Below are 22,390 nucleotides of genomic sequence, written 5' to 3' on the forward strand. Positions count from 1 at the left end.
GTTTTTCCTTTTAGCGACGTTTTCGAAGCACTTTATAGACAGCTAGTGCTAATGTATAGTCTATCATACTATGGACAATTGTTCCAAAACCAACTAGGACAAAGAGAACATAAAACATATTTTCAACGTTTGTCCCTGAAGTGGCATAGAAGATGATACAAGCCAGTACTTCAGCAATAGCGTGAACAACACCCAAAACAAAGTTAAAAATCCAAGATGCCTTTGGTTTATCCAAGGTTTCAGGGAATTTTTTTAAGTAAAATGCTCCCAAAATACCAAAAACGATGTGAGAAAAGGCGCGCAGAACGATAACCATAGGGTAGCCTGCCATCAGGAAGCCGAGACTTGAAGCGATGATCACAAAACCAGCCATCAAAGGTGATAGAAACATGGCGATAAAGATGGCGATATGGCTTCCCAAAGTGTAAGAAGCAGGTGGGATGACGATTTTAAAAGGCATAATGATCGGAATCAAAATCGCGATTGCTGTGAGTAGTGCAGTCATGGTCATAAACTGCGTTTTTTTCCGTATATCCATAAGAACCTCCATTTAACTGTATATACACAAGTATAGTACAATAAATAAACAGACATGTCAAGAATTTATTTTGATTTTATTGGAAATTTTCAAAAGTATAGGTGGTAAATTCAAAAAATTTTCATATATTTTCAAAATTTTGAACTAATGACTCCTTGGTAAATAACTTTTTATGAGTAGAAGATGAGCCTTTACTGGTGAAAACTAAAACTCCACCTTCAGGACGAAAGTGGAGTTGTTTTTTTATTTCTTCAAGGTTTCGAGACGTGGGACAATTGCTACAGTTAGGATGGCTGAGATGAGGAGTTCAGCAATTGAGTTTGTAGAGATGACAGTTGCTAGGAGTTTTTGGATATTGCCATCGAAGACATTTCCAAAAAGGAAGAAGATTCCCCCAAGGACAAAGACGGTATTGGTAAGAGAACCGAGAGCACCGGCAATGATGAGGCCTGTTCTGTTTTTCAATAATTTATAAACTAAGTATGGTGTCAGACCAATCAAAACGCGAGGGACAATAGCGATAATCGCAGAATAGATATTTCCGTTCGGTACGAATGGTGAGAAGAGGTAGCTGGTTGGAAGGATGGTAATCGTGTTGACCGTTAAGCTCAATAGTCCCATAAGAAAACCAAGTGTAACTCCAACTCGAGGGCCATAGATGATACTAGCAATAATGACTGGAATATGAACGATAGTTGGTTTAATCGGGAATGGGAAAAGGTTAAATAGAAGAGAACTCAAAAAGTGGATAACGAGCATAACTGCAAAAAAGATAGCAATCGGTGCAATGTTAGAGCGTTTGTTCATCGAGGGTTTCCTTTATTCTTTCTAAAATAGTATTCAGGTCAGCTAGGGCGCCTTTGCCGTGATCGCCACACGCTAGTAGAGATTCTTTTGGAGAGATGATCTGATAACCATAGGTCTCTAATGTTTTTAGATTAGCCTGAGTTGCCGGATGGTCATACATCTTTGTATTCATGGCTGGTGCGACTAACTTTTTGACGTGATCTGGCAGGGCAAGAGCTGTACTTATCACCATGTTGTCCGCAAATCCATGGGCTAACTTTGCGATGGTATTAGCAGTAGCTGGGGCTACAATAAAAAGGTCGGTTCTTTTGCCTAGTTCGATATGATTGACTTGATCAGGAGCGGGTTCCTGCATGACATCAAGGTGGACAGGATTTTGAGAGAGGACTTGTAGTGTCAACGGTTGGATAAACTCTGTAGCAGCCTCGGTCATTAAGACAGTGACATGATGACCTTGTTTTTTCAAGGAACTTACCAGGTCAGCTGATTTATAGGAGGCAATGGAACCTGTCACTGCGATCAGAATATTTGCCATGGCTTTCCTTTCTATGAATCGTATGCTTGAATTTTTTCAAGGAGGAGGCTTGCAATTTCCTCTTTGGTTTGAACGGTTTGGAGTTGCTCTCTCTCAACAAAGATAGCTCGGTGCTGATTTGCTGAAATTTGAGTGAGGTCATTTGCGATAATCAAGTCTGCTTGGTTCTTGATAAGACTCTGTCTAGCAATTTCTATGAGATAATCCTCAGAGACATCAACCAGCAGTTTAAAGCCAATTAGATGAATAGCAGGATTCCATTCCTTGACTAGAGAGATGATTTTGGGTGTTTTTTTCAGGAATAAAACCTGCACCTCATCATTGGAAGAGATCTTAGCTTGATGATTATGCTTGTTTAAAAATTCTTCCAGATTAGAACTCGCCTCAACTTCTGCCAGCCCTGTCATATAAACAGGAGTGTAGTCAGAAACTGCCATAGAATGAATCAGGACCTGATAATTCGGAACTCGCTCTTTCATCTCTAAAAGAAGATCATGAGTATTTTTGATTTCTCGAATGGTTAAATGGGGATGAGGTTCTGGCTTAAGAGCTCTGGTAGTTGTTATCAAACAAACCTCATGACCAGAAGCAAGCAAGGTTTCTGTGATGATTTTTCCCAAGCGACCTGTGGAATGGTTCGTGATAGAGCGGACGCTATCAATAGCTTCACTCGTACCGCCCGACGTAACTAAAATTTTCATAGAACTATTGTACACAAAAATAAACAGTAAGTAAAATGAAAGCGATAAATTTTTGATAAAACGAAGGAATACTATAGTCTAAAACTATAAAAGCATATAAAATTTTTGAAAGGACTCTAAAAATCTTGAAATTCAGGATATTTACGAACGTTTTGAGAGTTTAAAGGTGTTAAAAGTCTTTTTTTGTGTTATAATGAATTATCACATTAGAGGTTAGAGGAGTTTTGAATGAAAACAGATATTGAAATCGCACAGAGTATTGAGTTGAAGCCGATCGTTGATGTTGTGGATAAGCTTGGCATTTCTTACGACGATTTGGAGCTGTACGGAAAGTACAAAGCTAAGCTCAGCTTTGATAAAATTCGTGCAGTTGAGAGCAATCCAGTTGGTAAATTGATCTTGGTTACTGCCATCAACCCAACACCTGCTGGTGAAGGGAAGTCAACCATTACCATCGGTCTGGCAGACGCCTTGAACAAGATTGGTAAGAAAACCATGATTGCTATTCGCGAACCGTCTCTTGGCCCAGTAATGGGGATTAAGGGTGGTGCAGCCGGTGGTGGTTATGCCCAAGTGTTGCCAATGGAAGATATCAACCTTCACTTTACCGGGGATATGCATGCCATTACAACTGCTAATAATGCCCTTTCTGCCTTGATTGATAACCACTTACACCAAGGGAATGAGCTTGGAATTGACCAACGTCGTATCCTCTGGAAACGTGTGGTGGACTTGAATGACCGCGCCCTTCGCCATGTTACCGTTGGACTTGGTGGCCATCTAAATGGTATTCCTCGCGAGGATGGTTTCGATATTACCGTTGCTTCAGAAATCATGGCCATTCTTTGCTTGGCAACTGATATTGAAGATTTGAAAAAGCGCTTGGCTAGCATCGTTATTGGCTATCGCTATGACCGTACACCAGTTACTGTTGGTGATTTACAGGTTGAGGGAGCATTAGCATTGATTTTGAAAGATGCTATCAAACCGAACTTGGTTCAGACAATTTACGGTACACCTGCCTTTGTACACGGTGGTCCATTTGCCAATATCGCTCATGGATGTAACTCTGTTTTGGCAACAAGCACAGCCCTTCGCTTGGCTGATTATACTGTTACTGAAGCTGGTTTTGGTGCGGACCTTGGTGCTGAGAAATTCCTTGACATTAAGACACCAAACTTGCCAACATCTCCAGATGCAGTTGTCATCGTCGCAACCCTTCGTGCCCTTAAGATGAATGGTGGTGTAGCTAAGGATGCTTTGACAGAGGAAAATGTAGAAGCAGTGCGTGCAGGTTTTGCTAACTTGAAACGCCACGTTGAGAACATCCGTAAGTTCGGTATTCCAGCAGTTGTTGCAATTAATGAATTTGTCTCTGATACAGAAGCTGAAATCGCAGCCTTGAAAGATCTCTGTGCCTCAATCGATGTTCCAGTTGAGTTGGCTAGTGTCTGGGCTGATGGTGCAGAAGGTGGCGTAGCGCTTGCCGAAACGGTTGTTAAGACTATTGCTGAAAATCCAGCCAACTACACTCGTCTTTATGACAATGACCTTTCTGTCCAAGAAAAGATTGAAAAAATTGTCACTGAAATCTATCGTGGTAGCAAAGTGAACTTTGAGAAGAAAGCTCAAACGCAAATTGCTCAAATCGTTCAAAATGGATGGGACAAATTGCCAATCTGTATGGCTAAAACTCAGTACAGTTTCTCTGACAATCCAAATGCACTTGGAGCTCCAGAGAACTTTGAAATTACCATTCGTGAATTGGTACCAAAATTGGGTGCAGGTTTTATCGTTGCCCTTACTGGTGATGTTATGACCATGCCAGGTCTTCCAAAACGTCCAGCCGCTCTCAATATGGATGTTGAAAGTGATGGAACCGTTCTAGGATTGTTCTAATATTTAGATGATATTTAAAGAGTTTGGAAATGCTATCCAAGCTCTTTTTCTTATCTAGATATGAGGAGTTATCTTCAGCTGATGAGAGAGTTTTCTTCTACAAGCAACCAGTCTAGGTAAAGATATTTTCCCTGATTTCTGATATAATAGAAACATTGACTTCAAGAGTAAGGAAGAGAAAATGAACGCATTATTGAATGGAATGAATGACCGTCAAGCTGAGGCGGTGCAAACGACCGAAGGTCCCTTATTGATTATGGCGGGGGCTGGTTCTGGGAAGACTCGTGTTTTGACTCACAGAATCGCCTACTTGATTGATGAAAAAATGGTCAATCCTTGGAATATCTTGGCCATTACCTTTACCAATAAGGCTGCGCGTGAGATGAAGGAGCGTGCCTATGTGCTCAACCCAGCAACCCAAGACTGTTTGATTGCGACCTTTCACTCCATGTGTGTTCGTATTTTGCGTCGTGATGCGGATCATATTGGCTACAATCGTAATTTCACTATTGTAGATCCAGGAGAACAGCGAACTCTTATGAAGCGCATTCTCAAGCAATTAAACTTGGATCCGAAAAAATGGAATGAACGGACCATTTTGGGGACTATTTCCAATGCTAAGAATGACCTAATTGATGATGTGGCTTATGCTGCTCAAGCTGGCGATATGTACACGCAAATCGTGGCCCAGTGTTACACAGCCTATCAAAAAGAACTTCGTCAGTCAGAATCGGTTGACTTTGATGATTTGATTATGCTGACCCTGCGTCTCTTTGATCAGAACCCTGACGTCTTAACCTACTATCAGCAGAAGTTCCAATACATCCATGTTGATGAGTACCAAGATACCAACCATGCCCAGTACCAACTGGTCAAACTCTTAGCTTCGCGCTTTAAAAATATCTGCGTGGTTGGAGATGCGGACCAGTCTATCTATGGTTGGCGTGGGGCTGATATGGAGAATATATTGGATTTCGAGAAAGATTATCCTCAAGCCAAGGTGGTTTTGCTAGAAGAAAATTATCGTTCAACCAAAACCATTCTTCAAGCGGCCAACGACGTCATCAAAAACAATAAAAACCGTCGTCCTAAGAATCTCTGGACTCAGAATGCCGATGGGGAGCAGATTATTTACTATCGTGCAAATGACGAACAGGATGAGGCTGTTTTTGTAGCCAAAACCATCGATGAACTTGGTCGCACTCAAAACTTCCTCCACAAGGATTTTGCAGTTCTTTATCGGACTAATGCGCAATCCCGTACTATTGAGGAAGCCCTGCTCAAGTCCAATATTCCTTACACTATGGTCGGCGGAACCAAGTTCTACAGCCGTAAGGAAATCCGTGATATTATCGCCTACCTTAATCTCATTGCGAATCTGAGTGATAATATCAGTTTTGAGCGTATTATCAACGAACCAAAACGTGGAATTGGCCCAGGAACGGTTGAGAAAATCCGTGACTTTGCGAATATTCAAAACATGTCTATGCTAGACGCTTCAGCCAATATCATGTTATCAGGAATCAAAGGGAAGGCAGCCCAGTCTATCTGGGATTTTGCCAATATGATTCTGGATTTGCGGGAGCAATTGGATCAATTAACTATCACCGAGCTGGTGGAGGCTGTTCTAGAAAAAACTGGTTATGTCGATATTCTTAATGCTCAGGCAACCTTGGAGAGCAAGGCGCGGGTTGAGAATATCGAAGAGTTCCTATCTGTTACTAAGAATTTTGACGACAATCCTGATAGTCAGGAAGAAGAAACAGGTTTAGATAAACTCAGTCGTTTCTTAAATGACTTGGCTTTGATTGCAGACACGGATTCGGGCAGTCAGGAGACATCAGAAGTAACCTTGATGACCTTGCACGCAGCTAAGGGACTTGAGTTCCCAGTTGTCTTTATCATTGGGATGGAGGAAAATGTCTTTCCACTTAGTCGTGCAGCAGAAGATCCGGATGAACTGGAAGAGGAACGCCGTTTGGCCTATGTAGGTATCACGCGCGCGGAGAAAATCCTCTATCTGACTAATGCCAACTCACGCTTGCTTTTTGGGCGTACCAACTACAATCGTCCAACTCGTTTTATCAATGAAATCAGTTCGGACTTGCTTGAGTATCAAGGTTTGGCCCGTCCAGCGAATACTAGCTTTAAAGCCTCTTATAGCAGTGGTGGGATTGCTTTCGGTCAAGGTATGAGCTTAGCTCAGGCCCTTCAAGAACGGAAACGAAATGCCGCACCAAGCTCTATCCAGTCAAGTGGTCTTCCGTTTGGACAGTTTACATCCGGAAATAAAAAAGATTCAAGCGATACCAACTGGTCTATTGGGGATATTGCTCTCCACAAGAAGTGGGGAGAGGGAACGGTCCTTGAAGTTTCAGGTAGTGGTGATACTCAGGAATTGAAAATCAATTTCCCAGAAGTAGGGCTGAAAAAACTCCTAGCCAGTGTAGCCCCAATTGAGAAAAAAATCTAATTTTCCATCCTTCTCACGAATAATAAAGTGAGGAGGATTTTTATGTACAGTATTTCATTTCAAGAAGATTCACTTTTGCCTAGAGAAAGACTGGTTAGAGAAGGAGTAGAGGCTCTGAGCAATCAAGAATTGTTAGCCATTCTGCTCAGAACAGGAACGCGTCAAGCAAACGTTTTTGAAATTGCCCAAAAAGTCTTGAATAGTCTCAACAGCTTAACTGATTTGAAAAAAATGACTCTGCAGGAATTGCAAAGTCTGTCTGGTATTGGACGTATTAAAGCCATTGAACTACAAGCGGTAATTGAACTAGGGCATCGTATTCATAAACATGAAACACTTGAGATGGAAAGTATTCTCAGCAGTCAAAAGCTAGCCAAGAAAATGCAACAGGAACTTGGCGACAAAAAACAAGAGCACCTAGTGGCGCTCTATCTCAATACTCAAAATCAAATCATTCATCAGCAAACTATTTTTATCGGCTCTGCGACACGCAGTATTGCTGAACCACGGGAAATCCTTCACTATGCCATCAAGCATATGGCCACCTCTGTGATTCTTGTTCACAATCATCCATCAGGCGCTGTATCTCCTAGTCGAAATGACGACCATGTCACTAAGCTAGTAAAGGAAGCTTGCGAACTGATGGGAATCGTTTTCTTGGATCATTTGATTGTCTCGCACTCGGATTACTTTAGTTACCGTGAAAAGACTGATATGATCTAGAGTTCATTAACGACATAGTCAAATAGTGTTTTATCCTTGGGACGATTTTCAAATAGAAATTCAGGATGCCATTGAACACCAAGATAAGGAAAGCCGTCCGTAGTTATTACAGCCTCAATGATTCCATCTTTAGGATCATGTGCTACAACCTTAAGATTTGAAGCTAGATCTTTTATGCTCTGGTGGTGGAAGGAGTTGATATGAGAGATTTCTCCATAGATTTCTCGGAGAATTGTATCAGGCTCTGTTACGAGGCGTTGGGTCGTGTATTCGGCTGAACAGTCCTGCCAATGATCCTCAATATCTTGGTGAAGCGAGCCGCCCATGGCGACATTGAAAAGCTGAGTACCCCGACAAACAGAGAAAATTGGTTTCTTCTGTTTGATGGCTTCTCTGATAAGGGCTAATTCAAATTCATCTCTTTGAAGATGGTAGTCATCGCTGTCAATGGTTTTAGGTTCACCATAGAATTTTGGATCAACATTTTGCCCACCTGTTAGGATGAGTTTGTCAATCATAGCGACGTAATGGCTTGCCATTTCTTGATCACCAATCGGTAGGATGATTGGAATTCCGCCAGCGTCCTTGACTCCTTCAACAAAGCCTTTTGCTGCATAGCTCATCATGATGTCATCATCTGGATGAGCTTTTTCATTTCCTGTAATCCCAATAACTGGTTTTTTCATAAATGCTTTCGCTTTCTAATCCTCTTTACGCATAAAATAGAGGAGAGTTTGGAGTTCACTTGTCAAATCGACATACTGAACGACCACATCTTTTGGGAGGTGAAGGTGAACAGGGGAAAAGCTGAGAATACCTTTTATACCTGCATCAACCAAAAGATTGGCAACTTCTTGTGATTTAACACTTGGAACTGTTAGGATAGCAGTTTTGACATCTGCTTCTTTGATTTTTTCTTTAATCTGTGAGATACCATAGATTGGAATCCCATCAGGTGTCTGGGTGCCAACTTCTGGATGGTCATCTAGGTCAAAGGCCATGATAATTTTCATCTTATTACGCTCATGGAAGCGGTAGTGGAGAAGGGCATGCCCCATATTGCCAATTCCAACCAACATAACATTAGTAATCGAGTTATCATTAAGGAGGTCAGCAAAAAACGTCATCAATTTTTTGACATCGTAACCAAAACCACGACGACCAAGTTCACCAAAATAGGAAAAATCTCGGCGGACAGTTGCAGAATCGATACCAATAGCCTCTGCAATTTGCTTAGAGTTGGCACGTTCAATTTTTTCTGCATGAAATCTCTTGAAAATTCGATAGTAAAGAGAGAGTCTTTTTGCTGTTGCTTTTGGAATAGCAGACTGTTTATCTTTCACAAAATCACAACCTTTCTATTCTTCTATTTTATAGAAACATTGTGAAAAAATCAACAAAAACAAGAAAAAACTAAGAGAATTCTTAGTTTTAATCTGAAAAATTAGTTTGTGATAAAAAACGGTAGAGATCGCCAACTAATCCTTGATAAATCACTTTATCATTCAGTGTTAAGGAGCTGATTAGGAGAGTGTCGGGCAGGGTGACACAGCCTGATAGTGATAGCATAAGCTCTTCGTAATCGGAAAATTCAAGTGTGCGTTCTACTTGATAGTTATCTTTATATGTGAGACGATACATAGCAAACTATCTTTCTTCTTTTGTGAAGATTCCGCGTTCTACAAGACTGTCCATGAGGAAGTAGAATTTTTCTTGGTGGATATGGTGATCTTCTGATTTAAAGATATTAACCAAACGTAGACCAGATTTGTCAGTGATATTAATTTTAACACCTGTAAGCTCTTTGTTGATGATAATTTTTAGTAGGAAACCTTCACCACTATTAGGAACTTTTTCAAGTAGACGAGTCAGTTCGTAGTTTCCGACTTTTGTTTCAAAGAAAGTATTGTCTTTTAGTGTAAACTTTTTTACAGATGGACTAAGTGTATAGTCGTAGCGGCAGTTTTGTAGTTTAATGGTTTTTTCGAATGCCATTAGATTAATCTCCAATAATATTTTTTAAGGTTTGTGCCAGTTGTTTCAGTTCGTTCTCGGTATTAAGAGGAGAAAGACTGATACGGACAGATTCTTTTAAGCGATGGGAATTCGCTCCATAAAGAGCCTCTAGGACATGGCTGGTCTGCACAATACCAGCAGTACAAGCCGAACCAGTTGAGATTGAAATTCCTTCAAGGTCTAACCGAAGCAAGAGTAAGTCATTTTTTTGACCAGGGAAGCCAATGTTGAAAACATAAGGAAGTTGGTGTTTGCTTTCATTGAGATAGTAGTCTAAATCAGCAATTTCTTCTAAAAAAGTAGATTTAAGTGCGCTTAGTTTTTGGTAATGTTCAACTTGGTCATTTAAATCTTCTTTGAGAGCAGCGACCATACCTACAATGGCAGCGAGGTTTTCTGTTCCAGCCCGTTTCTTTTGTTCTTGGTCTCCACCATGAAGGTAGGAATCAAAGTCCGCGGAAGAAGCGTAAAGAAATCCGACTCCTTTTGGTCCATGGAATTTGTGGGCAGAAGCACTGAGGAAATCAATTCCTAATTCCTCGGGATGGATAGGAATTTTCCCGATAGCTTGAACTGCATCAACATGATAAGCAGCAGGATGATATTTTAAAATACGTCCAATCTCAGCGATAGGTAAGAGGCTACCTGTTTCATTATTAGCATACATGGTGGAAACGAGAATGGTATCGTCACGTAAGGCTTCTTGAATTTGCTGGGCAGTAATTTCTTGATTTACTGGTTGGATGATGGTCGCTTCAAAACCAAAATGTTGCACCAGATAATCAATAGTCTCAAGCACAGAATGGTGTTCAATAGCTGTCGTGATGATATGTCTTCCACGATTTTGATGACGGAGACAATAGCCGATAATGGCTGTATTGTTACTTTCTGTACCGCCAGAAGTGAAAAAGATATGTTGAGGTTTGGTTCCTAGTAAGTGGGCTAAGTCCTGACGAGCTTCTCGCAAGAGTTTGCCAGCCTGCCGACCATGACTATGAATACTAGAAGGATTACCATGAGTTTCTTGCATGACCTTGGTCATTTCAGAAATAGCTACTGCTGACATAGGAGTCGTAGCAGCATTGTCCAAATAAATCAAAGAATCACCTTATTTCTTTTTGTTGTAAGCAAAGAGTGGGCTGACTGGTTTTCTTTCATGGATGCGGACGATAGCATCACCAATTAATTCGCTAGCGGTAATGTAACACACATTTTTCGGAGTTCTTTCTTTGGTTGCTACTGAGTCTGTCACTAGGATTTCTTTGATATTTGTAGCGTCAAGAAGATCTGCTGCACCTTCAACAAATAAACCGTGACTGGATACTGCATAAATCTCAGTTGCGCCTTCACGTTCAACGATTTTGGCTGCTTCAGAGAAGGTACGACCAGTATTTAGGATATCGTCAATCAAGATAGCCTTTTTGCCCTCAACATCTCCAATGATATAACCTTGGCTCCGCTCTGAGTCATCTTGAGCATAGTCGATGATTGCGATTGGTGCATCTAGGTATTCGGCTAAGCTACGAGCGCGCTTGACACCAGAGTTTTTAGGACTAACAACAACCACATCTGGTCCAAGTAAGCCCTTGTCACAATAGTGTTTAGCAAAGAGAGGAATTGTATAGAGGTTATCTACTGGAATGTCAAAGAAACCTTGAACCTGAACAGCGTGGAGGTCAAGGGTTAGAACACGACTTACACCAGCCTTGACAAGCATATTGGCAACCAGTTTTGCAGTGAGAGGTTCGCGAGAAGAAGCGATACGATCCTGACGAGCATAACCAAAGTAAGGAAGGACAACGTTGATACTATGGGCACTTGCACGTACACAAGCATCGACCATGATTAACAACTCCATCAAGTGGTTGCTAACGGGGTAGCTGGTTGATTGGATGATGTAGACATCGTAACCACGGACACTCTCTTCAATGTTGACTTGGATTTCTCCATCAGAAAATTGGCGAGAAGATAATTTCCCGAGAGGTACCCCAACCGTTTCTGCGATTTTTTGTGCAATTTCATGATTGGAATTAAGTGCAAAAAGTTTCATGTTGTTTCTATCTGACATTATAGACCGTCCTCTGTAAACTCTAAATATTTTATCTCCATTATTTTACCAGAAAATGGAGATTATTTCAGCATTTTTTCATGCTTTTAATAAAACGAATTAATTTTGAAGGAGCCTTTTGATAAGTGATACTATTTTCTGAAAGAAATTGCTGAAAATCTCGTTTTCCTTTCTCGTGATCAGTGACCTCTAGCTCCAGTTCGTAGTCTGTATGATCAAAGTAGTGACTTTCATCTAGTGCCATTAGACCAATCGACGTTTCCATTTCGTAACGAATAGTTGCAAGACAACCCAGAACAAACCAGTCTTGGCTTTCAATACCAATCTTAGCAAGCTCCTCTAGAACGAGCCCTTGAGGAAGTTTTTGTTTTTCCAGGTATGATTCAGCCTCTGGAAGATTCAGTTTCTGATTGTATTCTATATTTCCTACAGTTTGTTGCACCTTCAAGGTCAATTCCGCCCAATCTGAAAAGGTGCGAATGCGCATGGCGACCTTCTTCTCACGTAATTGGAAATCTGGTGTATCAATGTAGTAGTTTTTCTGTAGGACGGGTTGGATATGGGAAAACTGTTTTTTTAGATGATCGTATTCCTCTTTTTTCAGTAGTGTTTTCAATTCTATTTCTAAATGTTTCATTTTTTCAACCTTTTCTATATCTTTGAAAGCGATTTATGGTATAATGGACAATGTATTTATTGTATACGAATGTACTGAAAAAATCAAAGATTTTCGACAGAGCAATCAAACATTACAAGGGAGAAAGTATGACCATAGAATGGGAAGAATTTTTAGATCCTTACATTCAGGCTGTTGGTGAATTGAAGATTAAACTTCGGGGGATTCGCAAACAGTATCGTAAGCAAAACAAGCATTCTCCAATTGAGTTTGTAACGGGTCGTGTTAAACCGATTGAAAGTATTAAGGAAAAAATGAATCGCAGAGGGATTGGCTACGATACTTTGGAACATGACTTACAGGATATCGCGGGTTTGCGGGTCATGGTGCAGTTCGTCGATGATGTTCAGGAAGTTGTTGCGATTTTACGCAAACGCCATGATATGAGAGTCGTTCAGGAACGAGATTATATCACTCATCGTAAGGCTTCGGGCTATCGCTCCTATCATGTGGTGGTAGAGTATACAGTTGACACCATCAATGGGGCTAAGACGATTTTGGCGGAGATTCAAATCCGGACTTTAGCCATGAATTTTTGGGCTACGATTGAACACTCGCTCAATTATAAGTATCAGGGCGATTTTCCAGAGGAAATTAAGAAAAGACTGGAAATCACGGCGAAAATAGCCTATCAACTGGATGAAGAAATGGGGAAAATCCGTGATGATATTCAGGAAGCACAGGCGCTCTTTGATCCTTTAAGTAGAAAACTAAACGACGGTGTAGGAAATAGTGACGATACAGATGAAGAATACAGGTAAACGAATTGATCTGATTGCAAATAGAAAACCCCAGAGTCAAAAGGTTTTGTATGAGCTGAAAGACCAGTTGAAAAAACATCATTTTATACTCAACGACACCAATCCTGACATCGTCATATCAATTGGTGGGGATGGGATGCTTTTGTCTGCATTTCACAAGTATGAGAATCAGTTAGATAAAGTTCGATTTATTGGCGTACATACAGGACACTTGGGATTTTACACAGATTATCGCGATTTTGAGTTGGACCAGTTGGTTACCAATCTCCAACTGGATACTGGTGCCAAGGTTTCCTATCCTGTTTTGAATGTCAAGGTGACACTTGAAAACGGAGAAGTTAAGACCTTCCGTGCATTAAACGAAGCTAGCATCCGTCGATCGGATCGCACCATGGTTGCGGATATCATTATTAACCACGTTCCATTTGAACGCTTTCGTGGAGATGGTGTGACTGTTTCAACGCCGACGGGAAGCACTGCTTATAACAAGTCCTTGGGTGGAGCTGTCTTGCATCCTACTATTGAGGCCTTGCAGTTGACTGAAATAGCGAGTCTTAACAACCGAGTCTATCGCACTTTGGGATCATCGATCATTATTCCCAAAAAAGATAAGATTGAACTCTTACCGACACGCAATGACTACCATACGATATCAGTCGATAACAGCGTTTATTCTTTCCGTAATATTGAACGAATTGAGTATCAAATCGACCATTACAAGATTCACTTCGTAGCGACACCAAGCCACACTAGTTTCTGGAATCGTGTTAAAGATGCCTTCATCGGCGAGGTGGATGAATGAGGTTCGAATTTATCGCAGATGAGCACGTCAAAGTCAAAACTTTCCTCAAGAAACATGAGGTTTCCAAGGGACTTTTGGCTAAGATTAAGTTTCGAGGTGGGGCTATTCTGGTCAATGACCAACCTCAAAATGCGACTTATCTCTTAGATATTGGAGACAGGGTAACTATTGACATTCCAGCAGAGGAAGGCTTTGAAACTCTTGAAGCCATTGATCGTCCTCTAGATATCTTGTATGAGGATGACCATTTTCTGGTTTTGAATAAGCCTTATGGAGTTGCTTCCATCCCCAGTGTCAATCATTCCAATACCATTGCCAATTTTATAAAGGGCTACTATGTCAAACAAGAATATGAAAACCAGCAAGTTCACATCGTGACTAGGCTTGATAGAGATACTTCTGGTTTGATGCTTTTTGCCAAATACGGCTACGCTCATGCACGTTTAGACAAGCAGTTGCAACGAAAGTCTATCGAAAAACGATATTTCGCTTTGGTTAAGGGCGATGGGTTTTTGGAGCCAGAAGGGGAAATTATTGCCCCAATTGCGCGTGATGTGGACTCCATTATCACGAGACGGGTCGCCAAAGGTGGGAAATACGCCCATACATCTTACAAAGTTGTGGCTTCTTATGGGAATATTCACCTAGTCGATATTCGCCTGCATACTGGTCGAACTCATCAGATCCGAGTGCATTTTTCTCATATTGGCTTCCCCTTGTTGGGAGATGACCTCTATGGAGGTAGCCTAGACGACGGTATTCAGCGTCAGGCCTTGCATTGTCATTATTTATCTTTTTATCATCCCTTTCTAGAGCAAGATTTGCAACTAGAAAGCCCCTTACCGGATGATTTCAGCAATCTTATTACTCAGTTATCAACTAATACTCTTTAAAATCTATTTGGAGTATAATTTATTTTCTTAAAGGAGAAAACTCATGGAAGTTTTTGAAAGTCTCAAAGCCAACCTAGTTGGCAAAAATGCTCGTATTGTTCTCCCTGAAGGGGAAGAACCACGTATCCTTCAAGCAACGAAACGCTTGGTAAAAGAAACAGAAGTTGTTCCTGTTTTGCTTGGAAATCCTGCAAAAATTAAAATTTATCTTGAAATCGAAGGGATCATGGATGGTTATGAAGTGATTGATCCACATTATTATCCTCAATTTGAAGACATGGTGGTTGCGCTCGTAGAACGTCGTAAAGGAAAAATGTCGGAAGAAGAAGCACGTCAGGTCCTACTAGAAGATGTCAACTACTTTGGTGTTATGCTTGTCTACATGGGCTTGGTAGATGGAATGGTATCAGGTGCTATTCACTCAACAGCTTCAACAGTTCGTCCAGCTCTTCAAATTATCAAAACGCGTCCAAATGTAACTCGTACTTCAGGAGCTTTTCTTATGGTGCGTGGTACAGAACGTTACTTGTTTGGTGACTGTGCCCTTAATATTAATCCTGATGCAGAAGCTTTGGCTGAAATTGCTATTAACTCAGCAATTACTGCCAAAATGTTTGGGATTCAACCCAAAATCGCTATGCTAAGCTATTCTACAAAAGGTTCTGGTTTTGGTGATAGTGTTGATAAGGTGGTTGAAGCAACTAAACTGGCACACGATCTACGTCCAGACCTTGAGATTGATGGGGAATTGCAATTCGACGCAGCTTTCGTTCCAGAAACAGCGGCCCTAAAAGCTCCAGGGAGCAATGTAGCAGGTCAAGCAAATGTCTTCATCTTCCCAGGTATCGAAGCAGGAAATATCGGCTACAAAATAGCTGAACGTCTAGGTGGTTTCGCAGCTATCGGTCCCGTTCTACAAGGATTGAATAAACCAGTCAACGATCTATCACGTGGATGTAACCCAGATGATGTTTACAAATTGACTCTCATCACAGCAGCTCAGGCGATCAATCAATAAAGAAATGGAGTCTCTTCCTCTCTAGTAGAAGAGGCTTTTTTAGCACAAAGAAAAGGACAGTTAGAAGCTTCTATGTTATACTAGATATATGTTAGATTTGAAAGAATACGGAGTTGACATGTGGTCAGAGGAGAAGATCATTTCTTTTCGTGAGAAACTCCTCAACTGGTACGATGAAAACAAACGGGCTTTACCATGGCGTAGAAGTAAAAATCCTTATCATATCTGGGTTTCTGAAATTATGCTCCAACAGACTAGAGTAGACACAGTCATTCCCTACTATGAACGATTTTTGGACTGGTTTCCAACTGTTGAAAGTCTGGCGAATGTGCCTGAAGAGCGTTTGCTAAAAGCATGGGAGGGGTTGGGATATTACTCCCGAGTTCGCAACATGCAGAAAGCAGCCCAGCAGATTATGGCTGACTTTGGTGGTCAATTTCCAAACACCTATGAAGGAATTTCTAGTTTAAAAGGGATTGGTCCTTATACTGCGGGAGCAATTTCCAGTATTGCTTTTAATTTACCTGAGCCCGCGGTCGATGGCAATGTCATGCGAGTTTTGTCTCGCTTGTTTGAGGTCAAACATGATATCGGCGTTCCTAGCAATCGGAAGATCTTCCAAGCTATGATGGAAATCTTAATCGATCCAGAACGACCAGGAGACTTTAATCAAGCCTTGATGGACTTGGGGTCTGATATAGAGGCTCCAGTTAATCCTCGACCAGAAGAAAGTCCTGTTAAGGAATTTAGCGCAGCCTATCAGAATGGAACCATGGGTCGTTATCCGATTAAAGAACCCAAGAAAAAGCCTCTCCCAATCTATCTCAAGGCTTTGGTTGTGCGCAATGACCGCGGTCAATATCTACTTGAGAAAAACGAAAGTGAGAAACTGCTAGCTGGTTTTTGGCATTTTCCTTTGATAGAAGTAGAGGAGTTTTCACAGGAAGAGGAACAGTTGAATCTGTTTGCTCAGGTCGCTGAAAAAAGCGTTACTTTCGGTCCAACACCCCAAGAAAGTTTTGAGCAGGATTATGATTTAGAAGTTGATTGGTCCCATCAAGTATTTGATCAAGTCAAGCATGTATTTAGTCATCGTAAATGGCATATTCAAATCCTAGCGGGTCAGGTAACAGATTCGAAACAGTTTGATGACAGAGAAATTCGCTGGATCTCCCCTCAGGAATTTTCTGATTATCCATTTGCTAAACCTCAACAAAAGATTTGGCAGGCTTATAAAACAGTTCTTGAAGATGAAGGCTGGAATTAGCCATTTGTGCCTTCTTTACATTTTTTTGTTATAATAGATAGAGAAAAGGTGAACATATGAAAAAAATATTAGTTGTAGATGATGAGAAACCAATCTCAGATATTATTAAGTTCAATATGACCAAGGAAGGCTATGAGGTTGTAACAGCCTTTAACGGCAGAGAAGCCATCGAGCTATTTGAGGCGGAGCAACCTGATATTATTATTCTAGATTTGATGCTTCCTGAGATCGATGGTTTAGAAGTTGCTAAGACCATTCGTAAGACTAGCAGTGTGCCTATCATTATGCTCTCGGCTAAGGATAGTGAGTTTGACAAGGTTATCGGTTTAGAACTTGGGGCAGATGATTATGTCACAAAGCCCTTCTCAAACCGTGAATTGCAAGCGCGTGTGAAGGCCTTGCTCCGTCGTACAGACCTCGCTTCAGTGGATAGTCAAGAAACTGATGAAAAGAAATCCCAACCCCTACAGATTGGCGATTTGGAAATCGTTCCAGATGCTTATGTAGCTAAGAAATATGGTGAGGAATTAGATTTGACCCACCGTGAGTTTGAGCTCTTGTACCACTTGGCTTCCCATATTGGACAAGTGATTACTCGTGAACACTTACTTGAGACTGTTTGGGGCTATGATTATTTTGGTGATGTTCGTACAGTGGATGTGACCATCCGACGTTTGCGTGAAAAAATCGAAGACACTCCAAGCCGTCCAGAATACATCCTAACACGTCGTGGTGTGGGTTACTATATGAGAAATAATGATTGAAGCAATTAAACAAAGCATTCTGAACAGAGATTTTATCTTTATTTTGATTTTGCTGGGCTTTATCTTGGTGGTTACCTTGCTATTGCTAGAAAATCGCCGTGATAATATTCGGCTAAAGCAGATTAATCAAAAGGTCAAGGATTTGATTGCAGGGGATTATTCTCGAGTTTTGGATATGCAAGGAAGCTCTGAAATCACCAACATCACCAATAATCTGAATGATTTGTCTGAGGTCATTCGTTTAACGCAGGAGAATCTGGAGCAAGAAACAAAAAGGCTGAACAGTATTCTTTCTTATATGACAGATGGAGTGCTTGCAACCAATCGCCGTGGTCAGATTACCATGATTAACGATATGGCTAAGAAACAGCTGGGTATCGTAAAAGAAGAAGCATTGAACAAAAGCATCCTAGAATTGCTTAAGATAGAGGATGAATATGAACTGCGTGACCTCATTACACAGATTCCTGAATTGATGATTGATTCCCAAAATGCTAATGGAGAATATCTTAGTCTTCGTGTGCGTTTTGCACTCATTCGTCGTGAGTCTGGATTCATTTCTGGTTTGGTTGCCGTTTTGCACGATACGACTGAACAGGAGAAGGAAGAGCGTGAACGGAGACTCTTCGTGTCCAATGTTAGCCATGAGTTGCGGACACCTTTGACTAGTGTTAAGTCCTATCTTGAAGCCTTAGACGAGGGAGCCTTGTATGATCCTGTTGCTCCTGATTTTATCAAGGTTTCGCTCGATGAAACCAACCGTATGATGCGGATGGTGACAGATCTCTTGCATCTCTCTCGTATTGATAATGCGACCACTCGGTTGGATGTGGAATTGATTAATTTTACAGCCTTCATCACCTTTATCCTCAATCGTTTCGATAAGATGAGGAGCCAGGATGAAGAGAAAAAATATGAGCTGGTTAGAGATTACCCAATCAATTCAGTTTGGATCGAGATCGATACTGATAAGATGACCCAGGTGATTGATAATATTCTCAACAATGCTATCAAGTACTCACCAGATGGTGGGAAAATTACTGTCAGCATGAAAACCACTGATGATCAGATGATTTTATCCATCAAAGACCAAGGTTTAGGTATTCCAAAGCAAGATTTGCCGAAGATTTTTGACCGCTTTTATCGTGTGGATCGTGCAAGAAGTCGTGCACAAGGTGGAACTGGTCTAGGTCTGGCTATTGCCAAGGAAATCATCAAACAACACAATGGCTTTATTTGGGCCAAAAGTGAATACGGTAAGGGGTCAACCTTTACCATCGTGCTCCCTTATGATAAGGATGCCGTAAAAGAAGAAGTCTGGGAGGATGAAGTAGAAGACTAGAATGAGTGAAATAGGCTTTAAATACAGTATTTTAGCATCAGGTTCCAGTGGAAATTCTTTTTATCTGGAAACCCCAAAAAAGAAAATCTTAGTGGATGCAGGCTTGTCTGGTAAGAAAATTACTAGCCTGCTAGCTGAAATCAATCGCAAACCAGAAGATTTGGATGCGATTTTGATTACGCATGAGCATTCAGACCATATCCATGGAGTCGGTGTGTTGGCTCGCAAATATGGTATGGATCTTTATGCCAATGAAAAGACCTGGCAGGCTATGGAAAATAGCAAGTACCTCGGTAAGGTGGATTCATCGCAGAAGCATATCTTTGAGATGGGCAAAACAAAAACCTTTGGCGATATCGATATTGAGAGTTTTGGTGTTAGCCATGATGCAGTCGCACCGCAGTTCTATCGCTTTATGAAGGATGATAAGAGTTTTGTCATGCTGACCGATACAGGTTATGTCAGCGACCGTATGGCAGGAATTGTCGAGAATGCTGACGGTTACCTCATTGAGTCCAACCATGATGTGGAGATCTTGCGAGCAGGTTCTTATGCTTGGCGACTCAAACAGCGAATCTTATCTGATCTTGGTCACCTCTCTAACGAAGACGGTGCTGAGGCCATGATTCGTGCAATGGGAAATCGGACCAAGAAAATCTACCTTGGGCATTTGTCCAAAGAAAACAATATCAAGGAGCTGGCTCATATGACCATGGTCAATCAGCTAGCACAAGCTGATCTGGGAGTAGGAGTAGACTTTAAAGTTTACGATACTTCCCCAGATACCGCAACACCACTGACAGATATATAAAAAGAAGGCGAGTGCCTTCTTTTGTTGTCTTTTACAATCCTGCAAATTCTTTGATTTCTTGAGCTGACATTGAGGAGTCGCAACGAACATTGATTTGACCATCTGCAACGTGGACAAAACCTGGTACAGTTGGAATTCCATAACGTGAGCGGAAATCTTGTAAGGCTTCCAATTGGCTTGGTTCTTCACTATTGATGAAGTAGATGTGTGCTTTGGTTTCAGCTACGACACCTGCTAATGTACCAGCAAATTTACGGCAGTAAGGGCAAGTTTTACGACCGATGAAGAAGGTTGCTGTTTCTTTGTTATCAAGAGCTTCTTGAGCACGTGCAACTGTAGTCACTTCAAGGTCTTTAATATCTTCTAAAAATTGATTCATAAGAATACCTCTCTTTTTTTGATAAAACTAGTATGCCACAAAGTTTCTAAAATTGCTCGGATTTGATACGAAAAAAGATGAGATTGGTTGGTCTCATCTTTTATAAAGCTTTATTTTACAAAGGCATTGATTTCTGCTTCGATGTTGGCAATCTTAGCTTGTGAATCTTCGTTGCTTTCACCCACAACGGCAATGTAGAACTTGATTTTTGGTTCTGTACCAGAAGGGCGAACTGCAATCCAAGAACCATCAGCAAGAGTGTATTTCAATACATCACTTGGAGGAGTTGTCAAGGTTGTAACAGTACCATCTGCAGCAGTAGAAGTTTGTGCTTTGAAGTCTTCTGTGATTGAGATTGCTGTAGCGTTAAATTCTTTCGGACCATTGTCACGGAATTTAGCCATAATCGCTTTGATTTGTTCAGCACCATCGACACCTGAAAGAGTTACAGAGATGGTCTTTTCAGCGTAGTAGCCGTACTCTTTGTAGATTTCTTCGATACCGTCAGCAAGAGTCAAACCACGTGAACGGTAGTAAGCAGCAAGCTCTGCAACAACAAGAACAGCTTGGATAGCATCTTTATCACGTACGAATGGTTTGATTAAGTAACCGAAGCTTTCCTCAAATCCCATCATGTAGGTGTGATTGTGTTTTTCTTCAAATTCTTGAATCTTTTCAGCGATAAATTTGAAACCAGTCAAGACATTGAACATAGTTGCGCCGTAGCTCTCAGCAATCTTCGTTACCAAGTCAGTTGATACGATAGACTTGCAGAGGGCTGCATTTGCAGGAAGAGTTCCTGCGTTTTTGTGGGCTTCCAAGATGTATTTAGCCATGATGGCACCGATTTGGTTACCTGAAAGGTTGAGGTAGCTACCATCTTTTTGAAGAACTTCAACACCAACACGGTCAGCGTCAGGGTCAGTTGCGACAAGTACATCAGCACCTACTTTACGGCCGAGTTCTTCAGCAAGGGCGAAGGCTGCTTGGCTTTCCGGGTTTGGAGATTTAACAGTTGAGAAGTCTGGGTCAGCAGTTGCTTGCGCTTCAACGACTTGAACAGAATCAAATCCGGCTTGGGCAAGAGCGCGACGGGCCAACATTTCACCAGTACCATGAAGTGGTGTGTAGACAATCTTCATGTCTTTACCAAATTCTTCGATCAAGGCTGGGTTGATGTTAACGTCTTTAACCTCTTTAAGGTATTCTACATCGACAGCTTCGCCGATAACTTCAATCAAGCCAGAAGCTTTTTCAGCTTCCACATCAGCAACTTCCACAGCAAATGGATTTTCGATAGCGCGGATGTAAGTCGTCAAGGCATCTGCATCGTGAGGAGGCATTTGTCCACCGTCTTCACCGTAAACCTTGTAACCGTTAAATGGTGCAGGGTTATGGCTGGCAGTAATCATGATACCTGCAAAACAGTTGAGGTGACGAACTGCAAATGAGAGTTCTGGAGTCGGACGAAGGCTTTCAAATACGTAAGATTTGATACCATGTTTTGCAAGAACTGCAGCGGATTCAAAGGCAAATTCTGGAGAGAAGTGACGGCTATCGTAGGCAATTGCCACGCCGCGTTCTTTTTCATTTCCACCTTTTGACTCAATCAAACGAGCCAAACCTTCAGTCGCTTGACGGACAACATAGATATTGATACGGTTAGTACCAGCGCCGATCAAACCACGCATACCAGCAGTACCAAATTCTAGATTGGTATAAAAGGCATCTTCCTTTGTTTTTTCGTCCATATTTTCCAAATCTTGACGAAGGTAGTCTGGAAGGTCAGCAAAATCTACCCATTTTTGATAATTTTCTTGGTAAGTCATTGAGCGTCTCCTTTATTGTAAATTCTTTTAATCGCTTTCATTATACCACGATTTATCATTTTAGTAAAACGTTAGCATAACTTTCTGA

At 41.2% G+C, this 22,390-nt stretch carries 24 protein-coding genes; 11 read left to right on the top strand and 13 right to left on the bottom strand.

Annotation, left to right across the window (positions count from 1 at the left end; all coding sequences use genetic code 11):
* Positions 1 to 10: 10 nt before the first annotated feature.
* From FQT28_RS04545 to coaB, 4 genes are all read right to left on the bottom strand, one after another.
* Complete coding sequence (locus tag FQT28_RS04545; protein WP_143989544.1) at positions 11 to 538, bottom strand: ECF transporter S component; 528 nt, start codon at positions 536 to 538, stop codon at positions 11 to 13.
* Positions 539 to 781: 243 nt separating this feature from the next.
* A complete protein-coding gene (locus FQT28_RS04550) occupies positions 782 to 1,345 on the bottom strand; it encodes an ECF transporter S component (RefSeq protein WP_143989545.1) in 564 nt (187 codons plus the stop codon).
* Positions 1,329 to 1,880, bottom strand: coding sequence for a phosphopantothenoylcysteine decarboxylase (coaC, locus tag FQT28_RS04555; protein WP_143989546.1), 552 nt, complete (start codon positions 1,878 to 1,880; stop codon positions 1,329 to 1,331). The genes FQT28_RS04550 and coaC overlap by 17 nt, the downstream gene beginning before the upstream one ends.
* Positions 1,881 to 1,891: 11 nt before the next feature.
* Entirely contained in the window at positions 1,892 to 2,581 is a 690-nt protein-coding gene (gene coaB, locus FQT28_RS04560) for a phosphopantothenate--cysteine ligase (RefSeq protein WP_143989547.1), read from the bottom strand.
* 228 nt (positions 2,582 to 2,809) lie between these two features.
* Between coaB and FQT28_RS04565 the strand changes: the two genes are divergently transcribed.
* The 3 genes from FQT28_RS04565 (at position 2,810) to radC (ending at position 7,676) form a co-directional block, all read left to right on the top strand.
* Positions 2,810 to 4,480, top strand: a complete 1,671-nt coding sequence (locus tag FQT28_RS04565) for a formate--tetrahydrofolate ligase (protein WP_143989548.1) — start codon at positions 2,810 to 2,812, stop codon at positions 4,478 to 4,480.
* A 181-nt stretch (positions 4,481 to 4,661) separates the two neighbouring features.
* The gene (gene pcrA / locus FQT28_RS04570; protein WP_143989549.1) at positions 4,662 to 6,953 is read left to right on the top strand and encodes a DNA helicase PcrA; all 2,292 of its coding nucleotides are present in this window, start codon (positions 4,662 to 4,664) and stop codon (positions 6,951 to 6,953) included.
* 42 nt (positions 6,954 to 6,995) lie between these two features.
* A complete protein-coding gene (gene radC, locus FQT28_RS04575) occupies positions 6,996 to 7,676 on the top strand; it encodes a RadC family protein (protein WP_143989550.1) in 681 nt (226 codons plus the stop codon).
* On the opposite strand, the gene FQT28_RS04580 is transcribed toward radC, so the two are convergent.
* The 7 genes from FQT28_RS04580 to FQT28_RS04610 form a co-directional block, all read right to left on the bottom strand.
* Complete coding sequence (locus FQT28_RS04580; RefSeq protein ID WP_143989551.1) at positions 7,673 to 8,362, bottom strand: gamma-glutamyl-gamma-aminobutyrate hydrolase family protein; 690 nt, start codon at positions 8,360 to 8,362, stop codon at positions 7,673 to 7,675. The two genes, radC and FQT28_RS04580, sit on opposite strands and share 4 nt — an antisense overlap.
* Before the next feature lie 15 nt (positions 8,363 to 8,377).
* Positions 8,378 to 9,019, bottom strand: coding sequence for a redox-sensing transcriptional repressor Rex (locus FQT28_RS04585; protein ID WP_000653419.1), 642 nt, complete (start codon positions 9,017 to 9,019; stop codon positions 8,378 to 8,380).
* 88 nt (positions 9,020 to 9,107) lie between these two features.
* Positions 9,108 to 9,317 (bottom strand): DUF4649 family protein, encoded by a 210-nt coding sequence (locus FQT28_RS04590; protein WP_143989552.1) that lies wholly within the window; start codon positions 9,315 to 9,317, stop codon positions 9,108 to 9,110.
* Between the two features lie 6 nt (positions 9,318 to 9,323).
* Entirely contained in the window at positions 9,324 to 9,671 is a 348-nt protein-coding gene (locus tag FQT28_RS04595; RefSeq protein WP_084975463.1) for a DUF1831 domain-containing protein, read from the bottom strand.
* A gap of 4 nt (positions 9,672 to 9,675) precedes the next feature.
* On the bottom strand, positions 9,676 to 10,791 hold the full coding sequence (locus tag FQT28_RS04600; protein ID WP_143989553.1) for a cysteine desulfurase family protein: 1,116 nt from the start codon (positions 10,789 to 10,791) through the stop codon (positions 9,676 to 9,678).
* A gap of 9 nt (positions 10,792 to 10,800) precedes the next feature.
* Entirely contained in the window at positions 10,801 to 11,760 is a 960-nt protein-coding gene (locus FQT28_RS04605; RefSeq protein WP_143989554.1) for a ribose-phosphate diphosphokinase, read from the bottom strand.
* Positions 11,761 to 11,827: 67 nt separating this feature from the next.
* On the bottom strand, positions 11,828 to 12,397 hold the full coding sequence (locus tag FQT28_RS04610) for a CYTH domain-containing protein (RefSeq protein ID WP_143989555.1): 570 nt from the start codon (positions 12,395 to 12,397) through the stop codon (positions 11,828 to 11,830).
* A 128-nt stretch (positions 12,398 to 12,525) separates the two neighbouring features.
* Here FQT28_RS04610 and yjbM point away from each other — a divergent pair, with 128 nt between their 5' ends.
* From yjbM to FQT28_RS04650, 8 genes are all read left to right on the top strand, one after another.
* Positions 12,526 to 13,197 (top strand): GTP diphosphokinase, encoded by a 672-nt coding sequence (gene yjbM / locus FQT28_RS04615; protein ID WP_125449036.1) that lies wholly within the window; start codon positions 12,526 to 12,528, stop codon positions 13,195 to 13,197.
* Positions 13,181 to 13,999 (top strand): NAD kinase, encoded by an 819-nt coding sequence (locus FQT28_RS04620; RefSeq protein WP_125449038.1) that lies wholly within the window; start codon positions 13,181 to 13,183, stop codon positions 13,997 to 13,999. The genes yjbM and FQT28_RS04620 overlap by 17 nt, the downstream gene beginning before the upstream one ends.
* On the top strand, positions 13,996 to 14,892 hold the full coding sequence (locus FQT28_RS04625) for an RluA family pseudouridine synthase (RefSeq protein ID WP_143989556.1): 897 nt from the start codon (positions 13,996 to 13,998) through the stop codon (positions 14,890 to 14,892). Before FQT28_RS04620 ends, FQT28_RS04625 begins: the two co-directional genes overlap by 4 nt.
* Positions 14,893 to 14,935: 43 nt before the next feature.
* The gene (pta, locus tag FQT28_RS04630) at positions 14,936 to 15,910 is read left to right on the top strand and encodes a phosphate acetyltransferase (RefSeq protein ID WP_125449042.1); all 975 of its coding nucleotides are present in this window, start codon (positions 14,936 to 14,938) and stop codon (positions 15,908 to 15,910) included.
* A gap of 88 nt (positions 15,911 to 15,998) precedes the next feature.
* Entirely contained in the window at positions 15,999 to 17,177 is a 1,179-nt protein-coding gene (gene mutY, locus FQT28_RS04635) for an A/G-specific adenine glycosylase (RefSeq protein WP_143989557.1), read from the top strand.
* 56 nt (positions 17,178 to 17,233) lie between these two features.
* Positions 17,234 to 17,941: a response regulator YycF gene (yycF, locus tag FQT28_RS04640; protein ID WP_000723165.1), complete on the top strand. Its 708-nt coding sequence runs from the start codon at positions 17,234 to 17,236 to the stop codon at positions 17,939 to 17,941.
* Entirely contained in the window at positions 17,934 to 19,283 is a 1,350-nt protein-coding gene (vicK, locus tag FQT28_RS04645) for a cell wall metabolism sensor histidine kinase VicK (protein ID WP_143989558.1), read from the top strand. Before yycF ends, vicK begins: the two co-directional genes overlap by 8 nt.
* 1 nt (position 19,284) lies before the next feature.
* A complete protein-coding gene (locus FQT28_RS04650; RefSeq protein ID WP_070567443.1) occupies positions 19,285 to 20,094 on the top strand; it encodes an MBL fold metallo-hydrolase in 810 nt (269 codons plus the stop codon).
* A 31-nt stretch (positions 20,095 to 20,125) separates the two neighbouring features.
* Here the strand turns inward: FQT28_RS04650 and FQT28_RS04655 are convergent, their stop codons facing one another.
* Both FQT28_RS04655 and FQT28_RS04660 read right to left on the bottom strand, forming a co-directional pair.
* Positions 20,126 to 20,473, bottom strand: coding sequence for a DUF6568 family protein (locus FQT28_RS04655; protein ID WP_001071322.1), 348 nt, complete (start codon positions 20,471 to 20,473; stop codon positions 20,126 to 20,128).
* Between the two features lie 110 nt (positions 20,474 to 20,583).
* Complete coding sequence (locus tag FQT28_RS04660; protein ID WP_143989559.1) at positions 20,584 to 22,302, bottom strand: phospho-sugar mutase; 1,719 nt, start codon at positions 22,300 to 22,302, stop codon at positions 20,584 to 20,586.
* Positions 22,303 to 22,390: the final 88 nt, after the last annotated feature.

This window comes from Streptococcus oralis (genome assembly GCF_901543815.1).
GTDB classification, from domain to species: domain Bacteria; phylum Bacillota; class Bacilli; order Lactobacillales; family Streptococcaceae; genus Streptococcus; species Streptococcus oralis_CM.